At 52.4% G+C, this 15,933-nt stretch carries 14 protein-coding genes; 7 read left to right on the forward strand and 7 right to left on the reverse strand.

Annotated elements, in window-relative coordinates; all coding sequences use genetic code 11:
* The first annotated feature begins 136 nt into the window (after positions 1-136).
* Positions 137-1,360, forward strand: a complete 1,224-nt coding sequence (locus SH668x_RS17270; RefSeq protein ID WP_437186306.1) for a hypothetical protein — start codon at positions 137-139, stop codon at positions 1,358-1,360.
* An 87-nt stretch (positions 1,361-1,447) separates the two neighbouring features.
* On the opposite strand, the gene SH668x_RS17275 is transcribed toward SH668x_RS17270, so the two are convergent.
* The 4 genes from SH668x_RS17275 to SH668x_RS17290 form a co-directional block, all read right to left on the reverse strand.
* Positions 1,448-2,218, reverse strand: a complete 771-nt coding sequence (locus SH668x_RS17275; RefSeq protein WP_437186307.1) for a hypothetical protein — start codon at positions 2,216-2,218, stop codon at positions 1,448-1,450.
* Positions 2,219-2,220: 2 nt separating this feature from the next.
* Complete coding sequence (locus SH668x_RS17280) at positions 2,221-2,793, reverse strand: RNA polymerase sigma factor (RefSeq protein WP_437186308.1); 573 nt, start codon at positions 2,791-2,793, stop codon at positions 2,221-2,223.
* 365 nt (positions 2,794-3,158) lie between these two features.
* The gene (gene cimA / locus SH668x_RS17285) at positions 3,159-4,739 is read right to left on the reverse strand and encodes a citramalate synthase (protein WP_437186309.1); all 1,581 of its coding nucleotides are present in this window, start codon (positions 4,737-4,739) and stop codon (positions 3,159-3,161) included.
* Positions 4,740-5,173: 434 nt separating this feature from the next.
* A complete protein-coding gene (locus tag SH668x_RS17290; RefSeq protein ID WP_437186310.1) occupies positions 5,174-5,569 on the reverse strand; it encodes a PGPGW domain-containing protein in 396 nt (131 codons plus the stop codon).
* A gap of 248 nt (positions 5,570-5,817) precedes the next feature.
* On the opposite strand from SH668x_RS17290, the gene pheT reads away from it, so the two are divergent.
* From pheT to SH668x_RS17315, 5 genes are all read left to right on the forward strand, one after another.
* Positions 5,818-7,620 carry a phenylalanine--tRNA ligase subunit beta gene (gene pheT, locus SH668x_RS17295; RefSeq protein ID WP_437186311.1) on the forward strand — a complete coding sequence of 601 codons (1,803 nt, stop codon included), beginning with the start codon at positions 5,818-5,820 and terminating at the stop codon, positions 7,618-7,620.
* Between the two features lie 106 nt (positions 7,621-7,726).
* Positions 7,727-8,422: an HAD-IA family hydrolase gene (locus SH668x_RS17300; protein WP_437186312.1), complete on the forward strand. Its 696-nt coding sequence runs from the start codon at positions 7,727-7,729 to the stop codon at positions 8,420-8,422.
* The gene (locus SH668x_RS17305; protein WP_437186313.1) at positions 8,419-9,435 is read left to right on the forward strand and encodes an endonuclease/exonuclease/phosphatase family protein; all 1,017 of its coding nucleotides are present in this window, start codon (positions 8,419-8,421) and stop codon (positions 9,433-9,435) included. The genes SH668x_RS17300 and SH668x_RS17305 overlap by 4 nt, the downstream gene beginning before the upstream one ends.
* Positions 9,436-9,631: 196 nt before the next feature.
* Entirely contained in the window at positions 9,632-10,954 is a 1,323-nt protein-coding gene (locus SH668x_RS17310) for a Gfo/Idh/MocA family protein (protein WP_437186314.1), read from the forward strand.
* Positions 10,955-11,156: 202 nt separating this feature from the next.
* The gene (locus SH668x_RS17315) at positions 11,157-11,546 is read left to right on the forward strand and encodes a DUF5658 family protein (RefSeq protein ID WP_437186315.1); all 390 of its coding nucleotides are present in this window, start codon (positions 11,157-11,159) and stop codon (positions 11,544-11,546) included.
* 83 nt (positions 11,547-11,629) lie between these two features.
* Here the strand turns inward: SH668x_RS17315 and SH668x_RS17320 are convergent, their stop codons facing one another.
* From SH668x_RS17320 to SH668x_RS17330, 3 genes are all read right to left on the reverse strand, one after another.
* Positions 11,630-11,932: a DUF167 domain-containing protein gene (locus SH668x_RS17320; protein ID WP_437186316.1), complete on the reverse strand. Its 303-nt coding sequence runs from the start codon at positions 11,930-11,932 to the stop codon at positions 11,630-11,632.
* On the reverse strand, positions 11,929-12,663 hold the full coding sequence (locus SH668x_RS17325) for a YggS family pyridoxal phosphate-dependent enzyme (protein ID WP_437186317.1): 735 nt from the start codon (positions 12,661-12,663) through the stop codon (positions 11,929-11,931). The genes SH668x_RS17320 and SH668x_RS17325 overlap by 4 nt, the downstream gene beginning before the upstream one ends.
* 203 nt (positions 12,664-12,866) lie before the next feature.
* Entirely contained in the window at positions 12,867-13,085 is a 219-nt protein-coding gene (locus tag SH668x_RS17330; RefSeq protein WP_437186318.1) for a hypothetical protein, read from the reverse strand.
* A gap of 893 nt (positions 13,086-13,978) precedes the next feature.
* Between SH668x_RS17330 and SH668x_RS17335 the strand changes: the two genes are divergently transcribed.
* A complete protein-coding gene (locus SH668x_RS17335; RefSeq protein ID WP_437186319.1) occupies positions 13,979-15,904 on the forward strand; it encodes a DNA gyrase/topoisomerase IV subunit B in 1,926 nt (641 codons plus the stop codon).
* Positions 15,905-15,933: the final 29 nt, after the last annotated feature.

Genomic DNA, 15,933 nt, shown 5'->3' on the forward strand with positions numbered 1-15,933 from the left:
TCGACAGTGTCGTCGATTCACTCCCGGTTGATGATTGACATGAACGCCAAAGAGTCGCATTTTTATTAGTGCGACTCTTTGTTTTTTAAGCACCATTGCCGTCATCCCGACAACTCCGACCTGAAAAGCCAAGCCAATGCTCACATCTCTGATCCGCTTCAGTTTCTTTGTGATCTGCTTTGGATTGGTAGTCATCACTTCGGCCGTCGCCCAGGATTTGATTTCCGGGCCGAAGCCCTACGTCAGCAGGAACTTCCAGCTCGTGACCGACTTACCTCCAGAGGAGGCCAAAGAACTCACGACACGGCTGGAAACCATGCTGGCAAACGTCGCTACTTACTATGGACGTCCGTGCCGCAAACCAATCCGAATGTACGTCGCGAAGAACATCGAGAGTTGGCCACAGGCCGAACTCAGCAAAATGGATGAGAAGGGACTGAATTCCATTCGCGAGAAAGCCGGACTGACAATCAGAACGACCACATCCACCCAGAATGGTGTGCGACTCGATGCGGATGCGATTGTCTACGCATACGCTGACCACGGAACGCCTCAGCACGAAGCGGTCCACGCTTATTGCGGACTCACTTTCGGCGGGACAGGCCCGACATGGTATGCAGAGGGGATGGCAGAAGTCGGCCAATACTGGAAGGAGAAGGAATGGGGAGTCACGACAAACCCCAATGTGCTGGCATATCTCAAATCGCAGGAGCCGAAACCTCTCCGTGAGATCATCGACAACCCATTGGAGACCACAGGAGACTCGTGGCAAAACTACTCGTGGCGATGGGCTGTCTGTCACCTCTTGCTCTATAACAAAAACTACTCAGACCGATTCAAGCCTTTGGGCCTTTCCATGATTGGTGGAGGAAATGCCTCATTCACATCCGTTTACGGCCAACAGTTTCAGGAAATCGATTTCGAATATCGGCAGTTCCTCAAGAATGTCGAAACGGGATACCGTGCCGATCTCTGCAGCTGGGATTGGAAAACCCCTTTTAAGATAGTGAAGGGGAAGCCGGGCGCCGCTTCAAAAATTGACGCGAAACTCGGGTGGCAGGCATCTCGTGGAATCGTCAAGGCAGGGGTCACTTACAAAGTTGACGCCACCGGAAATTGGACTGTCAATAAAGAGATCGCCGCTCACGATGCAGGCGGAAATGAAAACGGAAAAGGGAAGCTGATGGGGATCATCTTCGACGATTACGCGCTGAGCGAGCCGTTTGAAATTGGCAATGCGGGAGAGTTTATTCCGCCACAGGATGGCAGGCTTTTTTTGCGGTGTGACGACCAATGGGGGGAAACAGCAGACAATCAGGGAACCATCTCTGTCCGGATTTATCAGCAGAATGAAAAGTAAACAGCTGTGGGATCGATCGGACCCCACAGCTGTTTACGATGATCTTCGCTTAACTCGAACGATCTGACTGGCAACGTCCGTTCATCACTATGTCAAAAGACCGGAATGAACATAGTAGCGTGCGCCGGTTTGGTCACCGTCATCAGTACCAAAAAATCGTCGCAACGTCCTGAACTCGTCTTCGAACGGCTTCAAAGGATTCTGTAACCACTCAATTGCTGGTGCCAGCTTCGGTTCTCCGATGAATTGAGCGGAGCCCGGGATCACCGAATCGAGTGTCGACGGCAACTGAACCGAAGCGGAAGTCAGGAAATCGGTCGCGAATTCGTTTTGGCGAGCAAGCATCAAGGCTGCTCGCGTCAGTTCTCGCCGTGCCTGTAAATCGCTCATGGCCGGCTTCGCAACGGGATCAAGAACCATGCCGGTGGAATAAGCAGCCACCAGCGTTTCGGCAGCGGCATCCACTGACGGCTGACCAGCAGGATCGCCAGAGACGCCTGCAGGCGCTGCCGCTAAGTTCGCTGCAGCGGGATCGCTCCCGCCGCGATTCGGGGACAACACCGGCAATGCCACAATGACGGCTGCGAGCAGCAATCCACCCACGGCACCATAGACTGGAAACTGTTGTCTCCAGCTCGGCTTATTCGGAGCGATTCGCGTATGGGCAGCAAACTCCTGCTCGATGGCAGCCATTGCTTTCCACCGTGGAATCGCCTCACCTAACAGGAGAAAATCGTCCCACGCATCTCGGCACTCAGGATCAATGCACTCCGAAGAATGTGCCTGAAGCTCCAGACTCGGAGTCGATCGCTGCTCGATGCAGTTTTCCAATTCAGATTGAAAAGTATGACAGTTCATTTTCAATTTTCGACCGTCTTCCGATTAGGAGAAATTCCACGTTCTCGCAAACGCTGAGCAAGCTGTTTTCGACATCGATGAAGCCAGGTCTTCACAGTTCCTTCAGGCATCTCCATGATCAGAGCAATCTCGGCAATGCTCTTGTCCTGCTGGTAAAACAGACAAAAACAACGGCGCTGCTCCGCATTCAGAGTCTCGAGCGCAAGTTCCAGTTCTTCACCCAGACCGAAGGAAGCTGTTGAATGTGAAGCCTCAATAATCTCGACGACAAATTCGTTCTGAGAGGGGAATTTCCCCCGCTTTCCGAGATTGGTTCGGCAGCGGTTCGCAGCAATTTTCAAGACCCAAGGGGTCAAAGGCTGCGTATCATCCCACGATTTCAGATACCGCAAGGCACGAACAAGAGATTCCTGAGTAGTATCCTCAGCGTCCTGCTGGTGCCGGAGCATGCGTAAACACAATACAAAAACGGGTTGGTAGTACATGTCCACGAACTCGCGGACAGCACCTGCCTCACCGATCAAGCATCGTTGAGCTAGCTCCACCTTCGTCCTTGTCACAATCTCGTTGTTCATGACTCAACAGAATATACCCTGATCGTCGGGAGAAGTTTCAAGGATTTCACTTGCGCCACGATTTTTTTATTTCTTCACATGCGTTTCGTCACACTTCGATCCATCAAGAAAGACGGTCACGTTTTCAATCACACCCCATCTCCAGCAAAACAACTCAACGCATTACCCTTAAATGACATACGAACACACCGAATGAGAATTCCCTTCAAAAACGAGGAGTCGTTTCACTCGCTGTACTCATCCTGTCGCTACCACCAGCGATTTCCGTCCTTCACTCACAGCTCACCCAAGCAAAAAAAGCTTCGCACCATTGAATGGAGCGAAGCTTTTCGAAGTACATCGAAAGGATGCCTGCAACCCTTTGGTTAGCTGGCGAGTTCTCCTTCATCCTTCATCAGTTTGTATTCCACAGCATCAACAAGCGCCAGCCAGCTCGCTTGGATGATATTCTCGCTGACTCCGATTGTATTCCAGACGCCCTTCTCGTCGGCACTTTCAATCACAACGCGGACGCTGGCAGCAGTCCCTCCGGTCGAATTGATCACCCGGACCTTGTAATCAACAAGGTGCATCTCAGCGAGATTCGGGTAGAAGTCGATCAGTGCTTTTCGCAAGGCCTGATCCAGTGCATTCACTGGCCCGTCCCCTTCTGCGACCTCGTGCATCACCGGACCATCTCCGTCAACTCGCAATTTCACGGTCGCTTCGGTGAGTGGATCAGTCTGTCCCGCAGTCTCCACATTCACTCGGTAGTGAATCAGCTCAAATTTCGGTGTGTAAAGTTTGGCGACCTTTTTCACCAGCAGATCAAATGACGCTTCGGCTGCTTCGAACTGATAGCCATCATTCTCCATTTCCTGAACTTTATTCAGGATGTCCGCCATGAGTTGCGGATTCTGATCGAGCTTATGCTTGCTGGTTTTCGCAACGATGTTCGACCGCCCCGACAGCTCACTGACGAGAATTCGACGTTCGTTTCCAACGAGTTCAGGAGCGATGTGCTCGTAGCTGTGAGAAAACTTGTTCACTGCGTGAACGTGCATTCCGCCTTTGTGAGCAAATGCACTTCGTCCGACGAACGCCTGATTGGATCGAAAATTCATGTTCGCGAGTTCGTAAACATAGCGAGAAATTTCAGTCAGGTGTGTCAGTCCACTGCCGTGCGTCAGGACTTCAAAGCCCCCCATCTTGAGCGCCAGATTGGCCGCCACACTCAACAGGTCGACGTTTCCGCAACGCTCCCCGATTCCGTTGATGGTTCCTTGAACCTGAACAACTCCAGCCTGGACCGCCTTGAGTGAATTCGCGACCGCAAGATCACAGTCGTTATGACAGTGAATCCCCAGCGGGGTTTTGATTTCCCGCTGAACGAGTTTGAGAACTTCGGTCAATCGCTCTGGGAGAGTCCCCCCGTTGGTATCACAGCAGACGATCACGTCTGCACCAGCTTCCTCAGCAGCTTTGAAGGTCCTCAACGCGTATTCCGGATTTGCACGAAATCCGTCGAAGAAGTGTTCCGCATCGTAGAAGACCTGCCGCCCTTCGGCCTTCAGAAACTCGATCGAATCGCGAATCATCGCGAGGTTCTCTTCGAGATCGACCCGCATCACCTCCAGAACCTGAAGGTCCCAGGTCTTTCCAACGACGGTGCAGACCGGGGCGTGCGAATCACGCATCGCCTGCATGCCGATATCGTTCTCAGCGAGCACACCTTTGCGACGTGTCATTCCGAATGCGCAGATCTTGGCATGTTTCAGATCAAGATCGCGGGCTCGCTGAAAATATTCGGTATCTTTCTCATTCGAAAGTGGGTAGCCCCCTTCAATGAAATCAAACCCCAGATCGTCCAGTTTCTGAGTAATCATCAGCTTATCCTGCAGGGAGAAGTTCACTCCTTCCCCTTGGCTTCCGTCACGCAGGGTCGTGTCATAAAGCTGGACGTACATAATTCTGTTCTCGATTGGACGCTGATAAACAAAAAACCCCTCAGATCTCGAAGGACCTGAGGGGGGATATTTTGGACGGGGCCAGACTCTCCTCAGATCACGCGCGGAATAATCGCAGGAATTTCGCTCGCCAACGAAATTCGCGTACCACGGATGATGGAGATTGTCTGCATGCGATGCCCTGAGATTGTGTACAGAGTTCAACAGAGAGTAGGGCAACAAGTTGGCTCAGGTCAATCGAAGAGGCTGAATTGGCTGTCTATTCGAAAAATCCTGACAATGAAATTCTACATGTCACTAACACGCCGATTGAATCGACCAATCCACCCTGATTCCAAGCGGACCTACGACACCAGACAATTCTGCTGCTGATCGCGGAAACTCTAGTCAGCACGAAACTTACTCGTCAATCGTCTCGCTTCAAGCACGACGAATTACTGCTGCGGATCCGGGAATTCCAACGGGGGCTTATTGAACTTCTTACGCACCCAATTCAACGATGTTCGCACCGATTTTCGCTGAATCACCCCGTCAATGAGTCGGTGTTTGCCGGGGAGATCCATGATCGAAATGCCAAGCAGAATGGCAAGAATTCCGGGGCCGGGAGCGATCACCATGTAGATTCCCAAAACGATAAGAACTGCACCGATGGCGTTCCTGACGACAGCACTGACAACACGCATCACCGGGTTACGATGTGTGGACACCCGAATGGGTTGAGTGAAATGGTCAACAGGCATGTTCACGATCACCCAGAAAACCAGAACCGTCCCGACAATGCTGGAGATGATTGCAAGCAACAGTATGACGCCGCCAATGCCTTCAAACATTACGTATTCTACCTCTTTTCCAAGTCATTGACTTGTTCCCTGCCGTCTTTCTCACTCGCCCGTTATTCTAGTGAACACAGAGCCCGCTCAGGGAGTGCGAATTCACACTTCCTTCCCTGCACGGCGACAAATCACGAGTTCGGATTGAGTAACCACAAACATGACGTTGCTCGCAGCCGAACTGAAAATCAAACTGGCCTAAAATCCCGTCAGGGAATTATTTCGAAGAGATCAGGGGAGTCGTTGCAGTGCCTGTCATTAATGTTGAAGGAGATTGGCTGAACCAACTGCTGGGACGGACATACGCTGTTGAAGAACTCGCCGATGCCCTTGAGCAAATGGGCTGCGATGTCGACGATGTCCTTGAGGTCGACCGCTTCCGTTGTCCGAAATGTCAGCAGGTCGTCGAAGCTTCTCTGGGCGCTGAAACAACCAATCACTGCAACTGGTGCGAATTCGAACAGGAAGCCAGCTTCGCGAAAATCGGTCGCAGCACCGTGATTCGACTCGACCTGCTCGCTGCCCGCCCAGACCTCTTCGATGTCGGGGGAATTGCGAGAGCGTTAAAGGGGTACCTCGGAGAGGTCGAAGGACTGCCCGAATATACCGTCCTGCCGTCGGACGTCGTTGTTGAAGTGGACGCTGCCACCAACAGTGAATCCTGCCAGCGTCCATTCATCAGCTGTGCTGTGGTGGAAATGCCAGAGGTCACCGACGTGACACTCGTCTCCTTGATGAAACTCCAGGAAGCACTCCACTGGGGCGTCGGACGCGATCGAAAACTGGCATCGATCGGTGTTTACGATCTCGACACCATCCAAAGCCCAATTCAGTACACCACAATCGATCCGGACAAAGAGTCGTTCGAGCCTCTTGGACGTCCGGGCGAAAAAATGACCGGTCGCGAGATTCTCGAAAAGCACCCGAAAGGGGTTGGCTATGCTCGCCTGCTGGCAGACCACAAAAGCTATCCGGTGCTGAAGGATGCGAATGGCGTTGTGCTTTCAATGCCTCCGATCATCAATAGTGAAGGAACGAAAGTTCATCTGGGAAGTCGTCGCCTGTTTGTCGATGTCACTGGCATCAGCCAGGCGGCCGTCGTCAAGTCGCTCGACACGTTCGTCTCATCGTTGGTCGAATTAGGCGGACAAGCGAAATCGGTGACGATCTCCTTCCCGGATGGGTCGAAGGTTGTCTCTCCGGACCTTTCTCCACGCGAAATGGAAATTGACCTCGAAGCAGCCAAACGCTGGCTCGGGCTTCCACTCGATGAAACCAATCTCGTGACGTCGCTGCGACGCATGCGACTGGACGCCGTACAGACGCAACCGGGGGCATCCACTTTCCGGGTTCGCTTCCCGGCATTGCGAACCGACTTCAAACACATGGTCGACGTCTTCGAAGACCTGGCGATCGGGTATGGGTACAAAAACATTCAGGCCCGTCTTGTCAGTCAATTGACCGTTGGACAATCACGCCCGGAAGATGACGTCAGCGACCTTGTCCGCAGCGTACTTATTGGACTCGGATACACCGAGATCATGAGTTTGCCAATGACAACCGAAGAACATCACTTCACCAAGTTCCGCCTGCCAGTCCCTGAGCACTATGTTCGGATCGGCAATCCGAAACTCAAAGCGATGACCGTCGTCCGATCCCATCTGATGACTGGCTTAATGGAGCACCTTCGCGAGAACAAGCGTGCGCCGCTGCCGCTACGGTTCTTCGAACTGGACAACGTCACCGTTCTGGATCCAGAAGCGGAAACAGGAGCCCGTGAAGAACGTCATCTTTCCATCGTAGAAATGGGGAAGGAAGCAAGTTACGCCTCTCTCCGCACGGTGATCGACGCCCTGTTGTTCGAATTGGGGGAGAACGGGACGTTCGCAGAGACTCAGCACCCAGCGTACATCCCGGGGCGTGTCGCATCAGTTTCCACTGAAGGGGAAATCGGAGGAGTGCTGGGCGAACTTCATCCGGAAGTAATCCTGAATTTCGGCCTCGACCACCCGGTTGCTATCGCCGATTTCAAAATCATGAATGTGCGGTAAACAAAGACTTCACTTCAACTGGAAGCCCACGAGCCACTCCATCGCCACGCTGGTCGTGGCTCTACGGGTTTCGAGGCGATGACTTCGTGTCATTCAACGAGGGTAAATGACTGAGTCCTGTAATGAGACACGCTGTGTCGTCTTCGACGCTGTGGGGACATTGATTCACCCCTCCCCAAGCGTCGCAGAAATCTATTACGCGATCGGCAAGAAGTTCGGGCTTCGGTACTCGCTGAAGGAATTGGCCCCACGTTTCAAATCCGCGATGAAGAGGCGACCAGCGACCGAGCAAACAGACGAGGAGTCAGAGTTCAACTTCTGGAAGGCCCTCGTCGACGATGTGCTCGGTCCGGTCGATTCTCCGGAACAGTGCTTCCTGGAGATCTACAACCACTTCGCTCAATCGGATGCGTGGCGGGTCGGAACAGACGTCGCCGAAACTCTTCAGGTTTTGAAAGATCACGGAATTGTCACTGTCATCGCTTCAAACTTTGACGAGCGGTTGGATCGCCTGGTTCAACAGATTCCGACCCTGCAACTTGTCGACCATTTAATCATCTCGTCTCGGGTCGGGTGGAGAAAACCCCACCTTAACTTCTTTAACCAAGTCCTAAAAATCGTACAGTTGCCTGCCCGGAACGTTCTGATGGTTGGTGATGACTATGAACTCGATGTAATTGGCGCACAATCTGCGGGAATGCAGGCGATGCACCTGTCGGACATCCCGGCACCGGGCGGAACTCATGGATTTTTCCGCGGGACGTCGGTTTCTGATGTCTTGCCAATTGTGAACTGCAGATGAATCAAAATCCAATTGCCTATGAATCCGGCGATTCTCCACCAGAAACCGGTCGCAAGTCTCAGGCCGCATTGAGATGGATCTGTTACAGATTCGTGCGATTGGCACTCTTCGTTCTTGCGACAATCGTCATCATCGGCAGCCTCATTCGTTTCACGGTGAAAGACGAATGGGATGTCACGTCAACAATTTTCTATGCGACTCCGCTGGTTTTACTTGTCGGCGGGAGTTCAATCTGCCTGGCTGCCGCGATACTAATGCATTTCCGCATCAGAACGAAATTCTGGATCGTGATTACGTTCCTCTTACTGGCTACCTGGCTTTGGCAGGATTGGCGCTGGCACAGTACCGGGACGATTCCCTCTCAAAGCGATCAACAGGAACTGAGCGTGCTGTTCTGGAATGTTGCACGTAAGCAGGACCTAACCGGCGCGGCAGATTTCCTGAAACTTCGAAATCCGGACATCATCGGACTAGTCGAAGTAATCGGAGACGCGAACCATTGGAAGCAGTTCTGGAAAGACCGCCTCCCTGAGTACGATGTTTCCGCATTGGGAGGAGGACTGTACGTGCTCACTCGTGGGACGAGCGGAACATCGATTCCGCATAATCTCGGAGCAGGTTCCATCGGGAGACAAATTCAAGTCGAACTGAACGGAAACAAATTCGAAATATTGGTCGTCGATATCAACGCCAACCCACGAATCCCAAGACGACTGGCGTTCCAGAATTTATACACTGTCGCACAGAAAATTCGTGATCAAAACACCATCATCATGGGGGACTTCAACACCCCCAGTGAGTCTGCTTTGCTCACTGAATTACGAACAGATTTCCGGTTATGCTTCGATGCAGGAGGCCGTGGATACAAATGCACGTGGCCAACTTGGCTTCCGTTGATGCAGTTAGACCAGATTTGGACAAGCTCGAACATCAAGGTTTTAACATGCCGTCATTACTGGACTTGGAACTCCGATCACAAACCAGTTGAGACGCGAATTCACTTGCAGCGTTGAGTTGAAGCACTGAGTGAATTACGCTGTTGTCAATGAGAAACTGGACCACCAGTGCCTGTCTCGCCCGACATGCTCACTTTTGCAAACAAATGATTACTTTGTAAAATAAGCATCGAGGCAGAGGGCAATCGACAGCGCAATCGTCGAATAATACCAGTCATCAATTTCCCACCTCGTTCCCGATGGAGCACAAGTGATGTCGAATAATTCCTCCCGCCCAGAAAACAATTCTGGTGCTTCTCGCCGTGACTTCCTGAAAGCTGGCACCGTCGCCGGCGTGACAGGATCCCTCCTCGGTTCATTCGCAGCGAACTCACAGGTCTTCGCTGCTGGCGATGACATCCTCAAGGTCGGTCTGATCGGCTGCGGAGGACGCGGTACCGGTGCAGCGAACCAGGCACTCAACGCCGACAAGAAAGCCCATCTCGTCGCAGTTGGCGACGCGTTCCCAGAAGCAATCGAGCCAAGCCTGAACTCACTGCGAGCTCAAAAGGAAATCGCTGATCAGGTCAAAGTTGATGACGATCATAAATTCTCCGGTCTCGACTCATACCGCCATGTGATCGACGCCAGCGACGTTGTGATTCTGGCTTCTCCTCCGGGCTTCCGCCCAGAGCACTTGGCCTATGCCGTCGAAAAAGGCAAGCACATCTTCACAGAGAAGCCAATGGCCACCGATGGCCCAGGGATTCGTTCTGTCATCGAAAGCGTCAAGAAGGCCAAAGAAAAGAACCTGTCTCTGGTTGCAGGTTACTGCTGGCGATATGACTACCCACGCCGCGCTCTGTTCCAGAAGGTTCTGGCAGGCGAAATCGGCGACGTGCTCTGCACATACGCGACTTACCTGACTGGTTCAGTGAAGCCGATGCAGGATCCAGCGTCCCGCCCAGAGGGGATGAGCGACCTCGAGTGGGAAGTTCGCAACTGGTACAACTTCACATGGTTGTCCGGTGATGGTCTGGTCGAGCAGGCAATTCACGCTGTCGACTGGCTCGCATGGGCAAAAGGCGATCAGGCACCTGTCAGCTGTACTGCAGTGGGTGGACGCCAGACTCCAGCAGTTGGCACTGCAAACATCTTCGACCACATCGAAGTGAACTACCTCTGGGCAGATGACACTCGCTCCTTCCTCGCTCAACGCCAGATCAACGGCTGTTACAACGACAACAGCTGCTACATCCTCGGTTCAAAGGGCAAGGGAGAAATCGGACGCCGTGGAGTCTCCATCAAGGGTGAATCCAACTGGAAGTACGAAGGTCCAAACCCAAACATGTACCAGGTCGAACACGATGAGTTGTTCGCATCCATCCGCAATGGCAAGCCCATCAACGATGGCGACCGCATGGTCAACAGCACACTCATGGGAATCATGGGCCGCATGGCTGGTTACACCGGTAAGGAAGTCACTTACGAGGAAGCCCTCAACTCGAAGGAAATCCTCGTTCCAGAAACACCAAACTGGGACACCAAGATCAACACACCTGGAATCGCGATCCCAGGCGTCAACCAGTTCGAATAATTTCGAACGAGTCTTGTGAAGCGTCAATCACGGGGCAGGCCAACAGTTGGCTTGCCCCGTTTTTTGTTCTCATGTTTTCCATTGCGGCAAGTGGAGTTCATCAACGGCTGTCGACTATTCTATTTGGACGAACCGCCGGAACCTTTGACCGGTATTCGCGGTGCTGCCGTCGACGCGACCACAAGACGCTCCGGGACTATCCATGAGCGAAGCACGATCAGATTCATCGCCCCGAAAGAAAGATCAAAGCTTCTATTACCGCCTGTTCCACATGCAGCTCCCACTTGAAACCGAGTCGACGGTTTTCATTCTGGTCAATCTTCTCGATTTCTTTGCGACCTACTTCGGACTCGCAAATGGTGTTTTTCGAGAATCCAACCCAATTGCCAATTGGTTTCTCGAGGGCTGGGGCGTCAAAAAGGGACTGCTGATCTACAAGCTGGTCATGGTGACTCTCGTTTGCGTCATCGCTCAGATTGTCTATCCGCATCGACCTCGTACCGCCCGCATGATTCTGATCGGCGGAAGCCTCGTTGTCGGCTACGTCGTCATCTACAGCGTGCGACTGTTGCTCGCTCAAGAGTTGTTTTAATAAACCTCATCAGGTCGATGCGACGCCCCTTGAAGCACAAGGACATTTGAACCTTCCCTCGCTCGTCTGGCTCCCTCCTCGAGTCAGGAAAGAAGGTTCTGAATCTGCTGCTCAACCGCATCGATATCCAACCCGGTGATCGCAAAAACTTTTCGTGAAGACTTCAATCCCGATACGAGTTCGATCTGTGACTTCGAGAGCCCAAATGCTTCTGCAATGGCCGCCAGAATCTCCCGATTGGCTTTACCCCCTTCAGGAGCTTGCGTCACAGCGATTTTCAACCGGCCATCATGGACGCCGGAAATCTGATTTCGACGCGATCCGGGTTGTGCGTGAATGGGAAGAAGAACACGGTGATCTGACACTTTGAGTTCAACACCGCTCATGCCGCTGAGACTCCATCAAACACGGCGCTCCCGACACGAATCAGCGTCGCCCCCTCTTCAATGGCTATTTCGAAATCATGACTCATTCCCATCGAGAGTTCCGGGAGTTCGACCTGACTACCAAGAGCGCGAAGCTCATTGCGTAGCTCACACAACCCTCGAAACGTCAAACGAATTGCTTCACTGTCTTCGGTCAGCGGAGCCATCGTCATCAATCCCTGAATCGCGATGTTCGGCACAGCAGTCAATTGCTCCCATTCAGCCCGCAGCGTCTCTGGTTCGAAACCGCTTTTCGTCTGCTCTCCCGAAACGTTGACCTGCAACAACACATTGGGTGTTAATGAAAGCTCGCCGGCGATTCGCCCAATTCGCTGCAATTGCGACAACGATTCCACTGAGTGAATCATGGCAGCATCGGGCAGGACGCTCCGAATCTTGTTGCTTTGAAGTTGTCCGATTAGGTGCCACTCAATCGGATTCGACGTCACTTCCGTTTGCTGAAAATGCCGCGACCGTTCAATTAATTGTTGCGGTCGATTCTCTCCCAGCACCTGGTGACCGCACATCAGCAGGGTCACCACATGTTCAATCGAAGCATATTTGGTGACAGCGATGAGTCGAACGTCACTCACGGAGCGGTGCGCACGAGTACACGCTGCTTCGATCCGCTGATTCAGTGAATCGAGATTCTGCCTGATTTTTTGAAGAGATTCGAGAGAAGGATCTGACATGAAAGAAAACAACGCGTCGATGGCAGGATGAAACTGGTGTCACTAAGACACTTCTGATTCTCCTGCAAACCAACGCGGTTCGTCAAATCAGACACCGCGACGAGCGATGCGAGTATCGTCGATTTCAATGGATGACAGATCGAGCAAACATGTTGCGATCTGGATCATCCAATGAATCGAGATTCGTCGACTGTCGGCGAAAGCTATGCGCCGGGGCGCACACGTTGATATTCCGTCAGAACCTCATAGAGATCTTCCGGAACCTGAACTCCATCCTCGGAGAAATCTCGCAACGAATTTCGATGCTTACGACTTGCTTCATTGAGGATGTGCATCAATTCGCCGAAGGTGATCGTCATCTGAGGAAGGCTTGCGACATCTTCTTCATGATCGCCTGTAAAGATTCGTAACCTGGGACGCATGATTTATCCTCCTTGATCCACGAATGCACACTTCCGAACAATCTCCGACTGTTCGTCTGCTCGCTGGTATTAGCTATCGGCGAACTCTGCATGTTCCCTTGAAGATCAAAGCGACTTTTGGGCGGACTGATCGTTTTAGTCGATTTCAACCGCATTTCTGGAATCTCATTCAAGTTTCGAGATCAGCTCATCGCAGCCGCGGATTATGCAACATCGGCCGGACCTACCTGACTCGGAAATTCCACCCAAAACACCCCAGGGAAAATCTCCCGATTACAAAATTGTTGACCAACGAATCTGCAGGGTGTGTCGAGACAGGAAGAAAGCAGCGAGCGATCCGAAGAGGGGCCCCGAGGCGAGGGCTTGCATCAGCTTCGAGAGTTCTTGAGGAAGGCGACCGACTTTCAATACAGAGCGACAACAACCGATTTGTATCGCAATTGCTCACCCTTCAACAAACGCGTCAAACTGCTCCCGCCTCGCATCAAATCACACAGAATCCAACGCAACAGTTTACCCCAGAACCACTTGCAACCAAAGCCAAGAACAAAACCTGTCAAGAAACTCATTCGCGAAGAGATCTTCATCTTCAAAAAAGTGTCAATTCCCTGCACTGTTCGGACGGGAATCGCCCCCTGATGCGCTTCTATTCCATGACAGTCATTCGCAACAGGCAGAGCTGTCCTGAATTTCATGTCTTCCGTTCGCCCAGATTTTCACAAACGACTTTGTCACAGTATTTCAGTGCACGAAATTTCCGCTACTCTTCTACTTTCTTCATTTGAAATCCATCTGAGCGAGAAGCAGTCTCATCAACAGCCACCGGTTTCACTTCAAACACGATTGAAGCGAAGGCTGATTGGAGACTGACGATACAGATCCCAGGGAAGATCATGGCAGCTAGCGCCAAGAATGAATCCAGCTACGTCGCAGACGACATTGAAGTACTGGAAGGACTTGAACACGTTCGCAAACGTCCATCGATGTATATCGGGGGGATCGATACTCGCGGTCTGCACCACCTGATCTGGGAAATCGTCGACAACTCCGTCGATGAGTATCTCGCTGGACACGGCGACTCCATCAGCGTCACTCTGCACAAAGACAACGCATCGATCACTGTCGAGGACAACGGCCGCGGCATTCCTGTTGATATTCACAAAAAGACAGGGAAATCCGCTCTGGAAGTGATTCTGACCACGCTTTATGCAGGAGGTAAGTTCTCGGAAAAGAACTACCTTCGCAGCGGCGGACTCCACGGGATTGGTTCGTCCGCGGTCAACGCCCTTTCAGAAACGCTCATCGCGACTGTTCGCCGTGACGGCTTCGAATGGCGTCAGAGATTCAAACGAGGACGCGCGACGACAAAAGTCGAACAGGTCCGCCCGATGCGTGGCCATGGAACATCGATTTTCTTTAAGCCTGACGACGAAATTTTCCGCCGGGTCCAGTACCACGCGGACACCATTCGCCAACATCTCGAAGACATTTCGTACGTCCACGGCGGTCTGAAACTCACCTTCATCGACGAGGTCAAGAACGAGAAGTTTGAACTGCATCACCCCACGGGAATTGCAGCCTATCTCGACAAAATCATCGCGGATGACAAGCGCAAACCGATTCACGAAGCAGCATTTACCACAGCGAAGGATGAAGGAAAGATCCGGGTCGAGATGGTTCTCCGCTGGAGTGAATCCACGGACGAACACATCCGTAGCTATGTCAACGGAATCCGTACGCGAGGCGGCGGAACTCACGAATCGGGCTTCCGCTCTGGTGTTGCCAAAGCGATTAAAAACTACATGGATGTCCACAACATCAAAACCAAGGGACTATCGATCACGCCGGATGACATCCGGGAAGGAATGATCGGGATTATCTCGGTCTTCCACAATGACCCGATGTTTCAGGGACAGACGAAAGACCGTTTGAACAACCCTGAGATGACATCGATGGTCGACAGCATGACCCGCATCGCGCTGGAAAGCTGGCTGAACTCAAACAGAACCGTCGCCGACGCTGTCATTGGTCGCATCATCCTCGCTGCCCGCGCTCGAGAGGCAAGCCGCGAAGCGATCAAAGAAGTGAAACGGAAATCAGCCGGGACCCGACGCAGCAACCTCCCCGGAAAACTGTTGGACTGCCGTTCCACCAATCCAGAGGAATGCGAGCTGTTCATCGTTGAAGGTCAGTCTGCGGGTGGAACTGCTGCCAGCGGACGAGACTCCCGAGTTCAGGCGGTCCTGCCCCTCAAAGGGAAAATCCTGAACACAGAGGCGCTTGCCCTCGGAAAAATCATGGTCAACCAGGAAGTGAAGGACCTGGTTGAATCACTCGGGACTGGCATTGGCCCCAATTACGATCCACACAAACTTCGTTACCACCGCATTATCCTTCTGATGGATGCCGATAGCGATGGATACCACATCAGCACCCTGTTGCTGACGTTCTTCTTCCGCCATATGCAGGAACTCATCCAGCAAGGGCGTCTTTATCTGGCGCAGCCGCCCCTCTACAAAATTGAAGTGGGCAAAGAGCGTTTTTACGCTCGCGATGACGCAGACAAAGAAGAGATTCTCTCGAAAATCCCGGCCAATCGCTCGTTCGACGTCCAGCGATTCAAAGGACTGGGAGAAATGAATGCATCACAGCTCAAAGAAACCACTCTGGACCCAGCGACCCGCACACTCTTGAGGGTGGAGATCGATAGCCTCGTCAATGCAGACTCCACTTTCGCCCAGCTTCTTGGAAAAGATCCTGCTGAGCGATACCGAATGATTATGGAAGAAGCAGCGGAAGTGGACGACCTAGACCTCTAGTTCAGCCAACTGTTATGTTGAGCCGCAGC

The sequence above is a fragment of the Planctomicrobium mucosum genome, assembly GCF_051466335.1.
Taxonomy (GTDB): domain Bacteria; phylum Planctomycetota; class Planctomycetia; order Planctomycetales; family Planctomycetaceae; genus Planctomicrobium.

Coding starts and splice junctions, on each gene's coding strand:
- SH668x_RS17270 (WP_437186306.1), top strand. CDS start 137: ATGCTCACATCTCTGATCCGCTTCAGTTTCTTTGTGATCTGCTTTGGA.
- SH668x_RS17275 (WP_437186307.1), bottom strand. CDS start 2,218: ATGAACTGTCATACTTTTCAATCTGAATTGGAAAACTGCATCGAGCAG.
- SH668x_RS17280 (WP_437186308.1), bottom strand. CDS start 2,793: ATGAACAACGAGATTGTGACAAGGACGAAGGTGGAGCTAGCTCAACGA.
- cimA (WP_437186309.1), bottom strand. CDS start 4,739: ATGTACGTCCAGCTTTATGACACGACCCTGCGTGACGGAAGCCAAGGG.
- SH668x_RS17290 (WP_437186310.1), bottom strand. CDS start 5,569: ATGTTTGAAGGCATTGGCGGCGTCATACTGTTGCTTGCAATCATCTCC.
- SH668x_RS17300 (WP_437186312.1), top strand. CDS start 7,727: ATGACTGAGTCCTGTAATGAGACACGCTGTGTCGTCTTCGACGCTGTG.
- SH668x_RS17305 (WP_437186313.1), top strand. CDS start 8,419: ATGAATCAAAATCCAATTGCCTATGAATCCGGCGATTCTCCACCAGAA.
- SH668x_RS17310 (WP_437186314.1), top strand. CDS start 9,632: ATGTCGAATAATTCCTCCCGCCCAGAAAACAATTCTGGTGCTTCTCGC.
- SH668x_RS17315 (WP_437186315.1), top strand. CDS start 11,157: ATGAGCGAAGCACGATCAGATTCATCGCCCCGAAAGAAAGATCAAAGC.
- SH668x_RS17320 (WP_437186316.1), bottom strand. CDS start 11,932: ATGAGCGGTGTTGAACTCAAAGTGTCAGATCACCGTGTTCTTCTTCCC.
- SH668x_RS17325 (WP_437186317.1), bottom strand. CDS start 12,663: ATGTCAGATCCTTCTCTCGAATCTCTTCAAAAAATCAGGCAGAATCTC.
- SH668x_RS17330 (WP_437186318.1), bottom strand. CDS start 13,085: ATGCGTCCCAGGTTACGAATCTTTACAGGCGATCATGAAGAAGATGTC.
- SH668x_RS17335 (WP_437186319.1), top strand. CDS start 13,979: ATGGCAGCTAGCGCCAAGAATGAATCCAGCTACGTCGCAGACGACATT.